This window comes from Paenibacillus sp. FSL R7-0333 (genome assembly GCF_038000365.1).
GTDB classification, from domain to species: Bacteria; Bacillota; Bacilli; order Paenibacillales; family Paenibacillaceae; genus Paenibacillus_AQ; species Paenibacillus_AQ silagei.
On sequence record NZ_JBBOBZ010000001.1, the window covers coordinates 5,512,635 to 5,525,562 of the forward strand.

Genomic DNA, 12,928 nt, shown 5'->3' on the forward strand with positions numbered 1-12,928 from the left:
TTATAGAAGTGTATGCGGCCAGTCTAAATACCAAATCGTAAGCCTGAATAACAAAATCCAAAGCATGTTCAAGGTGCTTAAGGTGCAGCTGCTGTCCCGTTATTCGTGAGCACAATATCATCCACGTCCACCGTCAGATGCCCGGTGCCGCCATCCTTGATATCCCCCAGCTCGAAGGAAATGCGGCCGATGGAGGTGCTGCCTCCGGCAACATCGAATTCTACGGTATATTCCTGATATTCACTGCCCAGATCAACAATTTTGCTCGTATACCCGTGCCAGTTGTAATTGTCCACTACATCCAGCCAGCCGATGCTGATATTCATTTTGCGTTCAGCCGATGCCTTGGCCTTGAAGGTAAGTGTATAATGATTGCCTTCGTTGTAAGCGACTCCCTCATAAAAGACCTGCCGGTCCCAGGTGTTCGTTCCGGTGGAGCCCACCTTGATCTGCAGCGCTCCATTCACATTGTCGATGGCTAACTCCCCGTTGTCGGAGGAGTAGCTGCTCCAGCCCTTAAGCGGCGCCGAGAAGTCCCCGTTCGGAATCAGATTCTCCCCGTAAGCCTCACCGTCCAGCACCGGGCTTACCTGAAGCAAGGAGATATGGCTCAGGTTGACCGTGTGCGCTCCCAGCTCTTCGGTGATCTTGCCCAGACTGAACTGGAGCACCGCTGCAGGATCGGTTGCCGGGGCAGTGAACAGATATTCATAGTGTCCGCCGTCTTGGCTGAGTCTCAGCTCCTGTTCCAGATAAGGAGTCCAGTTGCCATCGTCAGTCCCGTCATGCTGAACCAGCGCTTTAATATCCCGGCCTACCGAAGCATCCGCATCGAAGCGCAGCAGATATTTCTTGCCCTGCTCTACCGGGATGCCCGCTTGCTTCACCTGTACATGCCAAGCCTCCGTTCCAGTTCCTCCGAGGCTAACCTGCAATTCTCCATACACAGCCTTCATTACAGTGCTCTTGCCCGGGTCATTGTCATCCCAGTCCTTCTTGTATAGCGTCCAGTTGTCGGTGGAAGCGTCCTTGAAGCTGCCGTTCACCACCAGCTCGCGGGACAGATCCAGCCAGGCCAGATTGTAGCCGCTGCCGCCAAGACGGATGTAATAGCTTCCCGCAGGCAGCGTAAGCGGGGCTCCAATGATCGCCCGGTAGGACTGAAGGCCTCCGGTATCGCCAACTGCCATGCTGTAGACAGATTCCGTCACCACCTTCTGCTTGCCGGCATCCAGCACTGACAGCGTTAGCTCCGAATCCGCGCGCACACTGGATACACGGGTTACCGGAACAATGCTGCCTGCCTGAGACAGTACCACTTTGTATTCCACATAGTCGCCCTTATCCATGTCCGTAATATCCTTGCCGCCTTCGCCGCTCGGAATCAGGCCGGTTCCTGAGGCTCTCCAGAACTGGTCTCCGCGCAGATGCAGGTAGTTCGTGAGCACTGGCGGATCAGTCATCCGCACTAGACGCACATTGTCAAGCTCGGTCTGTCCCGCAGCCGCGCCCAGAAGGAAGGATAACGCAGCTTCCGTGCCGGACCCGCCGGATAGCTCAATTTCTGCTGTATAGCTCTTCCACTCCGGTGTCAGAGTGAAGGTGGTTCCGTCAGGATAGACCGTCTGTCCGCCGCTGCTTGCCAGCTTAATGCCAAGCGGCTGCGCCTCGGCCGATCTCGCATCGAAGGCAAGCTGGTAGACGGCTGCCGCAGACACAGGAATTCCTGCCTGGGTCAGCATCACATCCTCCGGCGATCCTCCGGCCTTTTGCACGTCTGCCCGGAACTCCCGCTTCATCATCGGCAGGGCAAGTGTATTGGTTACACTGGCCTTCGCCGCTGCTTCCGAGCCCTGCTTAACGGCAAAGCTCCAATATCCGAGCCGTGCTTCTCCCAGATCGAAGCCTCCGTTATAGATCAGGTTGCCGTCAGCAAGCGGAGTGCGTACTACCGGCGGTGCTTCGGTCTCTACCACCCTTACATTCGCGAAGTAGGCGGATATGCTGTTCAGACCCAGATTGAACTCAAAGCGGGCATTATTGTCTGAAGCCTTCGTCATCGTAAAGCTGTACTCATACGGCTGCCAATCCGGTGTAAGCTGGAAATTGCGCTCCCCGGAATATGCCGTCCATCCGCCGCCGAATTCGGTCAGCTTGCTCATCAGCGGCCGGGCTGCGTCCGCTTTGGCATCGAAGGTTACCTTGTAGGCTTTGCCCCGCTCCAGCAGCAGCGGCTTCTGCGCAAGCTGAATGGAATAATTTTGTTTGCCAGCCTCATGGACGGCAACCTTCACCGCCTTGCCCTTATCCTGATCATCAATGACGGAGGCTGTTCCGCTCCCGCCCTCATTCTCAATTAATTCCCAATATTCCGGCTGACCCTGGGCTGCTACAGTACCCTTGAAGTCCCCGTTGTAGATCTGGTTCCCGTCTGCCAGGGCAGGACGCTGCGGGGCCGAATGCCCCGGATCGATCGGCCGCTTGCCTGTTACATCCGGCCATTGATCCAGGTTCTTGTACTTGTAGACCCTTACATAGTCCACATACATCTTATCCGACTTGAAGTCGGCCTTCGGATCGCCCGGCCAGTCGCCGCCCACGGCCAGATTCAGAATCATATAGAACGGCCGGTCAAACGGAGCAGGGTACGTATAGTAATCCGGCTGGCCTTTGGCCATCGTTCCCCAGTCACTCGTCTCAAAATACATTTCATCGTCCACATAATACCGGATCAGGCCCGGAAGCCATTCCAGCGTGAAGTCGTGATAATCATCCGCGAAGGTCTGGCCCTCCGGCAGTACATAGGTTTTGGTCTGGGACGCGTGCGGAATGTCGTAGTGAATCGAGCCATGGACCGTTCTTGGATAAAGATCCGCCTCTGCCTTGCCGGCAACCGGTCCCGTCAATTCCATAATGTCCATCTCGCCGCTTCCCGGCCAAGGTCCATACTGCGTCTCGTCATCGATTGGCATCATCCAGATGGCTGGCCACATGCCCTGCTGAACCGGCAGCTTGGCCCGCACGGTGAATTTGCCGTAGGTCCAGTCGCCCTTCATCTTCGAGGTCAGCTTGGCTGAAGTATAATTTTTCCCGCCGTAAGCCTGCTTCCGGGCTTCCAGCTCCAGTACGCTCTGCCCGCTCTCTGTCGTAAGGGAAGCGTTGTCCGGGTGATAATATTCCAGCTCGTTATTGTACACCGTGCCGGTATCCTGTACATTCCATTTGCCCTCATCAATGGCCTGGCCGTCGAATTCGTCATTCCAGACCAGCTCCCATGGATTGTTCTGGGTTGGCGGAGTCGGGGCCGGTGTTGGGGTTGGCGTGGCAGCAGGCACCGCTGTCGGCACCGGCGTCGCTGGTGAAGATGTTGAGGTTGGCACTGGTGTGTCACCGCCGCCATTTCCGCCGCCCGCTTGGGCTGGGGCAGCAGTAGCCTTGGCACTTGCCTGCGCTGTAGCTCCCGTGCCGGACAAGTCCCGGAGCGTCTCGCCGGTCTTGAGCGCCTGGCCGTTGAGCAGCACACGGTCCGCCTTGTTCTCAAGCCGGCCGATCTGCCCACGGCTCACGATCTCTGAACCTGCAGCGCCTGCGCCGATGAGCACAGTCTCTGCGCGTGAGCCCGCTCCGATCTCCACCTTCGCCGGCTTAAGCAATTCGATGCGCGCTGCGGTGCTGCCGTCCTCCAGTACCATCCTTACCAGGGTGGTAAGCTTATTCAGCTTGATCTGTCCCAGGGTAGATTGGCGGAACACCACCGAATGGTCGCCCCCTCCTGAGATATGTGCCGTTCCCTGCACCTTGATGTCTGAGAAGGCAGCTTCCCCTTCCCCTGCTCCGGCTGTTACGTAGAGATTGCCGCTGACGGTTCCGTCTTCGAGCTGTACATTCGCCCGGTTGACAATCACATTGCCGGACACCGCTCCAAGCTTCTGGCTTCCCTCGCCGGAGCTGATCCACCCGACCATCCGGCTCAGCAGCTCGGCCAGCTCGGCCCGGGTCATCTGCGCCTGCGGATTCAGTTTGCCGTCTGCATCGCCGCGCAGGTAACCGGCGTCCAGCATCGCACTCACGGCTTCCCGGGCATAGCTGCTGACCGCTGCCGCATCAGACTGCGCAGCCAGCGCACCCGGGGAGCCCGCCTCCAGCGTGAACGCCCGGCTCAGCATGGTTACAGCTTCCTGGCGGGTGACAGCCGCTCCCGGCTGGAACCGGCCGTCCGCGTAGCCTTGAATAACGCCTGCGGCATTCACGCGGCTTACATCCTTGCCATACCAGGAAGAAGCGCTTACATCACTGAATACAGTGCTGCCCGAATCCGCATAACGGAACACGCGGCTGATGATGGCGGCCATCTCTGCCCTTGAGACCGCTTGTCCCGGTCTGAATTGTCCTGCCTCGTCCCCCTGCAGAATTCCTGCGGCTGACAGCCTGTTCACTGCGGCCGAAGCCCAGTGCTGCTTCATATCGGTGAACCCTGCCGCCCGGGCTGCATCTGCCTGTCCTGTACTTGCAGACAGCCTGTCTGCGTCTTTCCCGTTATCTGCCTGCGCTATTCCTGTAGTTCCCGGAAGCTGAATCCCTGACAGCAGCAATCCGGCTATCAGAAGCTTGGATATTCCTTTGCGGTACATCTGAACATTCCCCCTCGTGTAGAACCTTGTTGAATTCTGGCCCTGTGCCAGTCGATTTCAGTATAGGGTCCGTGTCCCGGAGACGACATACCAATTCCTTAGCCCGCATAACAAAGATGCAACTTTCGTAGTGTTGTTTTCCCCATTGTTCTTGGAGACAGCAAAATGCCCAAATACCGGACGGCTTCAAGAGCCGCCCGGTATTTGGGCACGGCGAATCTATGTAACTGTTAGCCGGTTATGAATCAGGCAATGCTCAAGAGGAGGCGTGGATTTGCGGGAAATCCTGTGCAACCTCTTCACCCGAGAACAGATCGTCAAGCGAGCTGAGCGTGCCATCCTCTTCAACCTGATACACCGACATTTTCTCGCCGTTGACCGTTAGTTCGATGAAACAGCCCCAGCAATAGAACTGGTGGGAGCCGATCTTGCCGATATCCTTGGAGTTGCAGTTTGGACACTTCATATAATACATTCCACCTATCCGTTAACAATATTAATGGCATTTTGGAGCCGTTCTTCACTCATCGCAGGAACCAGTACAGAATCCTCTCCGATAGTCATCTCTTCAGAACAAGGCAGCCATTTGCGGCCTTCGATCAAATCAGTTACAAGCCCGTCACTGATTTCCAGCGCTACTATTGTGTTTCCCAACTTTTGGTCAAAATAAACATCCGATATTCGCCCAAGCACCGTTCCCGATGCTGTAAGCACCTGCCTGTCCTTCAATTTGTTCTTTCCCAAGAGGAAAGTATAGGATATATGGTCAGCGTCGACCTTAATAATCGACTCTTTATTGCGGATCATGACAGCATCTTCGCCATAAGCGGCAATATTATCCCATGCCACAACTTTCACATGACTAGAGAAAAAAGATTTGCTTTCCAGTTCAATACCCGTAATATTCCAGTTTGAATCCAGTCCGATATCGATTATTTCACCGACTTCCGTACCCTCTTCAACTTCATACACAGTGAGGCCAATCATATCTTGAAGCTTCATGGTATCCCAAATCCCCTCACCTTAAATATTGCATACGGGTTCCCATGAGCCGGAGTGCCTCTTAAACGGCTGCCAGAATGCACGGACGCCTAGTCTCTTGTACGCAGCCGGCTCAAAACGGTTCCAACTTTCTGGGCAACAACCTGCATTTCTTCATTAGTATTACCCAAACCTGTACTAAAGCGAATCGCAGAGTTCAAAAGTTCTTCCGGAAGCTTCATCGCCCGGAGGACATGCGAGATTTCCAGAGATCCTGATGTACAGGCCGACCCGCTGGCCGCCGCAATCTGTTCCATATCCAGATTCATCAGCAGCACATCTGTCCCGGCTCCGGGAAAGCTGATATTCAGAATTCCAGGCACCGTATGCTGTTCATTTCCGTTGACGACATATCTCTCTGCTCCGACCTGCTTGTCCAGCTCCTCCAGCAGTGTTCTGCGGAGCTCCAGAGCCTGCTCATGATGACCCGGCAGCCCTTGTACAACCAGTTCAACGGCTCTGGCGAACCCGGCGGTATGAGCCAAACTCTCCGTGCCCGCCCGCCGGCCGCGCTCCTGAAGTCCGCCATGCTGTCTTGGCATAAGCGGCGCCCCCCGCCGGACGTACAAGCCTCCAATCCCCTGCGGACCTCCGATCTTGTGGGCCGAGAAGCTCATATAGTCAACCGGCAGGTCGCGGAGCACCAGGGGCAGCGTTCCCAGAGCTTGTACAGCATCTACATGCACAAGCACACCCCGTTCAGCCGCTAATCTGCCAATCTCTTCTATAGGCTGTACAGTTCCCACTTCATTATTCACATACATTATGCTAATCAGTACTGTATCCTCGCGCAAAGCCGATTCTACATCCTCCAGAGAGACACGGCCGGTAGCATCGACAGGAAGATAGGTGACCTCGAAGCCCTGCCCCGCAAGCTCCGCGCAGGTATGCAGCACTGCATGATGCTCAATCGCTGTAGTAATGATATGTCTACCCTTGGAAGCAGAAGCATAGGCTGCCCCGAACAGGGCGAGATTATCGCTCTCCGTGCCGCCGCTTGTGAACACCCACTCCTCAGGGGAACAGCCCAAAAAGCCCGCGATTCTATCGCGCGCCCCATTTATAATTCTCTTGGCAGACCGTCCGAACTGGTGCACACTGGACGCATTGCCGTACTCGTTCAACAGCATATGATACATAACCGCTGCCACCTCCGGATGAACCGGTGTTGAGGCGGCGTGGTCCAAATAGATGGGTTTCATAACGAAATTCTCCGCTTCTTGAAATTCAGGATTTTCTTACAGGACTACTAGATTATACTGCTGAACTGCCTGTTTTACCACCTGTTAATAAACACAATATTGTAACATTTGTCCATGGTGGGCGCTCCCGATCAGCCCTCTAATTCCGGCAACCGCGCGGCAAGCTGCTCCTCGGAGATCACTTCAATACCATGCAGCCGCAAGAGAGCTGTGGTCACGCCTTCTCCGGGGATTTTCCCGCCCGCAAATTCTCCGTTATAGATCCTGGAGCTACCGCAGGAAGGGCTGTTCTCTTTAAGGACAACAAGCGTGGCAGCTAAGCTGCGTGCCTGCTCCAGCGCGGCATGCGCGCCTTCTATATACATTGCGGTTACATCATTCCCTGTTCTGTCAACCACCCGGGCCTGCCCCTCCAGCACATCTCTGCCGCTGCCGCCTATAATCTCTGCCGGTTCTCTCGGGGTAGAGAAGCCGCCCAGCAGCTCGGGGCATACTGCAACCGCCTGCCGGCTGTCCAGCAATTGCCGGATGCCCTGCTCCAGACAATCGGTTCCATTATATCTGACCTTCATTCCTGCCAGGCAGGAGCTTACGATAATCATGTGCTGCCGTCCCCCTTCGCAATCTTCAGTCTCATCTTATATAATTCTAATATAATGCTAAGACAAGCTGTTCGGTCTGTAAACCGTTAACTACCCAGGGAGGCATAGATAAAATGTGCGGAAGATATACGATTACGGTAACGCTGGAGGAGCTGATCGCCAAGTATTTCATCCGGGAGCATCCGCTCATCCAATATGCGCCAAGGTATAACGCGGCTCCGATGCAGCATATTGCTGCGGTTATTCATGACGGCACACAGAATAAGCTCGGAGAACTCCGCTGGGGGCTGCTCCCTTCCTGGTCCAAGGAGGACAAGAACGCTGCCAAGCTGATCAATGCACGCAGTGAGACGCTGCTGGAAAAGGCTTCGTTCAAAGGGCTGGTGGCCTCCCGCCGCTGTGTGATTCCCGCAGACGGCTTCTATGACTGGAAGACCCTGGAAGGCGGCAAGCAGCCGATGCGGATCACGATGCGGGACGGTAAGCTGTTCTCCATGGCTGCACTGTATGATATCTGGACCAGTCCGGACGGCGGCAGAATCTCTACCTGCACGATCATCACCACCACCCCGAACACTCTCATGAAAGACATCCATGACCGGATGCCGGTCATTCTGGATGCAGACGGGGAAGCGCAGTGGCTGGAGCGCAGCAACCGGAATATTCCCGACCTGATGAAGCTGCTGCGGCCTTACGATGCCGAGCAGATGATGGCTTATCCCGTCTCCCCAGCCGTGGGCAATGCTCGGAGTGACTACCCGGAGCTGATCCGCAGAGCCGGGCCGGAGCCGGTGCAGGGCACCCTATTTTGACTGCTGCCTGGTGAAATATCTGCTGTTTGAAACCTCCGGTCCCAGGGTATTAACTAAAGCTCAACCCTCATAATATCCATCCACAATACGTATCCCAGGAGGAATTTCATATGGCTCCCAGCAGACAAGCAGTGTCCTTAAGCTCATCCGGCGCCTCCATCGAGCTGGAATGTCTCTATCATTCAACGCAGGGGCGATGGGCGTATGCCTATAACAAGGACACCTTCCATTTAAGAATACGCAGCAAAAAAAACAACGTAGACCGGGTATTTGCCCTGATCGGCGACAAATACGACTGGGAGCAGCATCATCAGGAGCTGGGTATGCGCAAGGTGGCTACCGACAGCTTCTTCGATTACTGGGAAGCAGAGATCTTTCCCGAATTCAAACGCTTCTCCTATGGCTTCCGGCTGGAAACCGACCAGGAAACCGTATGGATGCTAGAATCCGGCTTCTTTACAGACGGGCTGCCCGAGCCTGCCGGAGGCTACTACGAAATGCCTTACCTTCATGAGGCCGACCTGCTCCAGGTTCCCGAATGGGCGAAATCTGCGGTCTTCTATCAGATTATGCCGGACCGGTTCGCTAACGGAGATCCGGCGAATGACCCCGAAGGGACACTCGAATGGGGGGCACCGCCTACTTACGACAGCTATTTTGGCGGAGACCTGCAGGGGATGATTGACCATCTGGATTATATTGCCGAGCTTGGCGTAACGGCGCTGTATCTGACCCCGGTCTTCCAGGCTCCCAGCAACCATAAATATGACACCGTTGACTACGGAACGATCGATGCAAACTTCGGGGATCTCAATAAGCTTAAGCAGCTGGTGGACCTTGCTCATTCCAAAGGACTTAAGGTGGTCCTCGATGCTGTCTTCAATCATACCAGCTCTGAGTTCGCACCGTTCAAGGATGTGCTGGAGCATGGAGCGGATTCCAAATACGCAGGCTGGTTCCATGTCCATGATTATCCCGTTCAGGTGCTAGACGGCAAGGCCAACTATGATACCTTCGGCTTCTTCAGCGGAATGCCCAAGCTCAACACTGCCCATCCGGAAGCCAGAGATTATCTGCTGGATATCACCAAATTCTGGCTCAAGGAGGTACACATCGACGGCTGGCGGCTTGATGTAGCCAATGAGGTGGACCATGTGTTCTGGCGGGATTTCCGCAAGGCGGTCAAGGAGATTAACCCGGAAGCGTTCATCATCGGCGAGGTGTGGAGCGACTCCCTCAGCTGGCTGCAGGGCGACCAGTTCGATTCGGTAATGAACTATCCCTTCTCTGACCGGCTCCTGAAGTTCTTCGGCGCGGACAACGACATGGACGCGGACACCTTCGCCGCGCAGATCTACGGGCTGCTTATGCGTTATCCCCGGCAGGCGAATGAGGTGCTGTTCAATCTCCTGGCGAGCCATGATACCCCGCGGGTGCTGAACCGTCTTGGCGGGGACAAGCAGCGGCTGAAGCTGGCGCTCGCCTTCCTGTTCACCTTCACCGGTACGCCATGCATCTTCTATGGGGATGAAATCGGGCTTGACGGAGAGGATGACCCGGACTGCCGCAAATGCATGATCTGGGAAGAGGACCGGCAGGACCGGGAGCTGCTGCGCTTTTATCAGAGCCTCATTGCCCTGCGCAAAGAGCACGAGGTGCTGCGCACCGGCCAGTTCCGCTTCCTGCGGAGTGATCCGGGCAGCCGGGCCCTAGTGTATGAACGCTGGAATGAGCACACCCGCTTCACGATCTGGATGAATAACTCCACTGAACCGCTGACCCTGCAGCAATCGCTGAGTGACGGTGCTTGGCGGGATGCCTTCAGCGGCGAGCCGGCCAAGATGAACGGAGACCTAATCCGTATGACGCTGAAGCCGCTGGAATACCGGATCTTGTATAGCGGACAAGCAGGCAGCGAAGCTTGAGAACTATTATAGGATAGACAAAAACAAGCCCCGGGAAGGGGCTTGTTTTATTTATAGCTGTTTGTTACCCTGTACCGGGCCTCAAGAGGTAGTATACTGCTGTAAGGATCATCACTTTTCACACATTATATAATGACAGGAGAATGTCTCATGAACATCAGAACCGCAACCGAAGCGGATTATGATTACCTCGCAAGCCGTGACCCTCATGTCCTGAATTCACTGCTCCTCTCCAAAATAAACCAGCAGGAGATTTACATCCTGAGCGAGGGTAGCTTGAACATAGGCTGGCTGCGGTTCGGGTATTTCTGGGACCAGATCCCCTTCATGAATCTGCTGTGGCTCGATGAGCCTTACCGCAGAGCGGGCTTCGGCAGACAAGCAGTGCTGCACTGGGAGCAGGCTATGCAGGCCATGGGCCATAAGCAGGTCATGACCTCCTCGATGGCTAATGAAGACGCCCAGCATTTCTACCGGAAATTAGGCTATCGCGACTCCGGCTGCCTGCTGCCGGACAATGAGCCGCTGGAGATTTTTTTCACCAAAGTGCTGTAGCCTGGTCATGACGTGGCCCCCTGCTGACTGCGCAGCAAGTCCCGGAGCTCTGCCGTATACCGGGTCAGCCGCAGGCTGATCTCTGTGCGCATCACATCCCGGGTGAGTCCGAAGCGTTCCTGATAGCCCCGGCAAAAAATTTTGTAATACACCAGGAACTCCTCCTGCTCATCGGGCACCACCCGGATATTGCGCTGCTTCAGCTCCTTCTGCAGCCGGTGGGTATCATCCATAATGCGCTGCTGGATCGCCTGGCCGGCAATCATAGAAGCCCGCTGGAGAATGCTGCCGGACAGCTCTAGCTCGCGCAGGCTTTTGCTGACCATGGTGTCCAGGTAAGGGAGCAGGATGAGGTCACGCACCATCGTCCGTTCCTCGACCGTAATCATTCTTCGCACCTCTCCCCCCTGCTTCTGTTCATACTGCTGAACATGCTCTGTCATAAGCATCTTGGATTTCCAGCGTTCGTTGCCGTCCAGCTTGCTCATTTGTAATGTCCTCCGATCTGCTCGGCCCGCTCCAGGGCAACCGCAGATTCCAGCAGCGAAGAGGCGCGGATCAGAGCCTGGCTGCCATACCGGGTCTTGATCTGGTCAATCGCCTGTTCCCTGCCCAGCGTCCGGATACGGTCATCGAACAGGGTCAGCTGCATCACGCGGTCATCCGTTAATTCGGAGATGGTGATCGACAGACGGCTTAGCGGCATCCCGGTCCAGTGGTCCACGAACAAGCGGTACGCCACTGCCGCCACCTCATGGGTCAGCGCGGACGGCTCCGGCAGTGTCGTCTGCCGGCTATACGAATTCGAAGTGTTGCCGTCCGTCTCGACTACCGCAACAGACACCACCGAGCCCATGTACCGGTATTTGCGCGCCCGCTGGCAGACCTCAATCACCAGCTCCAGCAGCACCACCTCAATCTCCTCCAGCCGGGTATACAGATTCCAGCGCAGCGCCTTTCCGTGGCCCACGGACTTCATCTGGTGGCGTATGCCGGTAACAACCGGACTGGGATCGATACCGTGTGCGGTCTGCCAATAATATTCCGCCTGGATATCGCTCTGCTTGCCCATGGTCCTGCGCATCCGCTGCTTGAACTCCCCCAGCTCCATCCGGGCAATGTCTCCAATTGTTGTAATTCCCATACGGTAAAAGTTCCGGGTCATCCGCCCGGCCACCATAAACATCTCATGCACTGGACGCGGCCACAGCTCGGTGTCCAGATTATCGTAATCCAGCCGGAACGTGCCGCCCGGCTGCTTTTTGGCGAAGTTGTTGGCCATTTTGGCGAGGATTTTGGACGGGCCGATGCCCACCCGGGTCCACACCCCCGTGGATAACAGGACATGCTGCTGGATGGAGTGAATCAGCTCCGGCAGATCCCCTCCGAACGCGCGCAAGGAGCCAGTCACATCCAGGAACTGCTCATCGATACTGAATGCCTCCACCAGATCGGTATATACTTGGTAGATCTCGGAAATGAGGAGGGAGACCGTAATGTAGGTCCCCATCCGCGGCCGGATGACTACGAGCTCCGGGCATTTCGTCAGGGCTTCCCCCACGCGCGAGGCGGTGGTCACCCCGCGGGATTTGGCCAGCGGACAGGCCGCCAGCACAATCCCGTTCATCCGCGTGGGATCGCCGACCGCCACAGGCTGATCCGCATATTCGGGATGGGCCGCCTTCTCGACGCTGGCATAGAAGGACTGGCAGTCGGAGAGCAGAATTATCCGCTCTCTAGGCATACCGTTGCCCCCGTACCGGGCGCCACGACAGAATATTGGCCGTCAGGAATACACGGGGCTGGCCGGTGCTCAGACAGGTAGCCCGAATCCGGCCGTCCCGCATCCCGCGCACCTCAATCTTCCGCTGCGTAATCCGGCCTGCCTTGTCCAGATATATCATTTCTATAGTTTGGCCGATGCTCATCTTCATGATTAATCGCCTCCGGGTGAGTGGGAACATCTGTTTGTATTATATCCAAACAAATGTTCTCTAATCAATCATGAGTATATTCCTTGAATCCCATAATTATGTATATTGATTTAGTGCAATAAAATAACTACAGAGGCATCTATTTTTCCATGCTTTCGACAATATTAGCCTCTCCGTTTTAGTTAAATAATTATTTTGCTCCTTAATCAAAGGGGAAAAAACCAAA

General features: G+C 55.5%; 11 protein-coding genes. 3 read left to right on the forward strand and 8 right to left on the reverse strand.

Going from position 1 to position 12,928, the window contains the following annotated elements; all coding sequences use genetic code 11:
- Positions 1 to 77: 77 nt before the first annotated feature.
- From MKY86_RS23255 to MKY86_RS23275, 5 genes are all read right to left on the reverse strand, one after another.
- Positions 78 to 4,631 carry a carbohydrate binding domain-containing protein gene (locus tag MKY86_RS23255; RefSeq protein WP_076082121.1) on the reverse strand — a complete coding sequence of 1,518 codons (4,554 nt, stop codon included), beginning with the start codon at positions 4,629 to 4,631 and terminating at the stop codon, positions 78 to 80.
- Positions 4,632 to 4,887: 256 nt separating this feature from the next.
- The gene (locus MKY86_RS23260; RefSeq protein ID WP_036690502.1) at positions 4,888 to 5,097 is read right to left on the reverse strand and encodes a hypothetical protein; all 210 of its coding nucleotides are present in this window, start codon (positions 5,095 to 5,097) and stop codon (positions 4,888 to 4,890) included.
- A gap of 14 nt (positions 5,098 to 5,111) precedes the next feature.
- Positions 5,112 to 5,633, reverse strand: coding sequence for a PRC-barrel domain-containing protein (locus tag MKY86_RS23265; RefSeq protein WP_076082124.1), 522 nt, complete (start codon positions 5,631 to 5,633; stop codon positions 5,112 to 5,114).
- 89 nt (positions 5,634 to 5,722) lie between these two features.
- Entirely contained in the window at positions 5,723 to 6,874 is a 1,152-nt protein-coding gene (locus tag MKY86_RS23270; RefSeq protein ID WP_076082126.1) for a cysteine desulfurase family protein, read from the reverse strand.
- A 131-nt stretch (positions 6,875 to 7,005) separates the two neighbouring features.
- Positions 7,006 to 7,476, reverse strand: a complete 471-nt coding sequence (locus tag MKY86_RS23275; protein ID WP_036732298.1) for a DUF523 domain-containing protein — start codon at positions 7,474 to 7,476, stop codon at positions 7,006 to 7,008.
- A 113-nt stretch (positions 7,477 to 7,589) separates the two neighbouring features.
- On the opposite strand from MKY86_RS23275, the gene MKY86_RS23280 reads away from it, so the two are divergent.
- The 3 genes from MKY86_RS23280 to MKY86_RS23290 all read left to right on the forward strand — a co-directional run bounded on the left by MKY86_RS23280 (position 7,590) and on the right by MKY86_RS23290 (position 10,768).
- Complete coding sequence (locus MKY86_RS23280; RefSeq protein ID WP_076082129.1) at positions 7,590 to 8,288, forward strand: SOS response-associated peptidase; 699 nt, start codon at positions 7,590 to 7,592, stop codon at positions 8,286 to 8,288.
- A gap of 110 nt (positions 8,289 to 8,398) precedes the next feature.
- Positions 8,399 to 10,213, forward strand: coding sequence for an alpha amylase N-terminal ig-like domain-containing protein (locus MKY86_RS23285; protein WP_083685538.1), 1,815 nt, complete (start codon positions 8,399 to 8,401; stop codon positions 10,211 to 10,213).
- A gap of 150 nt (positions 10,214 to 10,363) precedes the next feature.
- The gene (locus MKY86_RS23290; RefSeq protein WP_076082141.1) at positions 10,364 to 10,768 is read left to right on the forward strand and encodes a GNAT family N-acetyltransferase; all 405 of its coding nucleotides are present in this window, start codon (positions 10,364 to 10,366) and stop codon (positions 10,766 to 10,768) included.
- A 5-nt stretch (positions 10,769 to 10,773) separates the two neighbouring features.
- On the opposite strand, the gene MKY86_RS23295 is transcribed toward MKY86_RS23290, so the two are convergent.
- Genes MKY86_RS23295 through MKY86_RS23305 form a run of 3 tightly spaced genes read right to left on the reverse strand, consistent with a single transcriptional unit; the run spans position 10,774 to position 12,702 of the window.
- Positions 10,774 to 11,256, reverse strand: coding sequence for a hypothetical protein (locus MKY86_RS23295; protein WP_076082143.1), 483 nt, complete (start codon positions 11,254 to 11,256; stop codon positions 10,774 to 10,776).
- Positions 11,253 to 12,512, reverse strand: coding sequence for a DNA polymerase IV (locus MKY86_RS23300; RefSeq protein WP_076082145.1), 1,260 nt, complete (start codon positions 12,510 to 12,512; stop codon positions 11,253 to 11,255). The genes MKY86_RS23295 and MKY86_RS23300 overlap by 4 nt, the downstream gene beginning before the upstream one ends.
- On the reverse strand, positions 12,505 to 12,702 hold the full coding sequence (locus MKY86_RS23305; protein WP_340827527.1) for a hypothetical protein: 198 nt from the start codon (positions 12,700 to 12,702) through the stop codon (positions 12,505 to 12,507). Before MKY86_RS23305 ends, MKY86_RS23300 begins: the two co-directional genes overlap by 8 nt.
- Positions 12,703 to 12,928 lie beyond the last annotated feature (226 nt).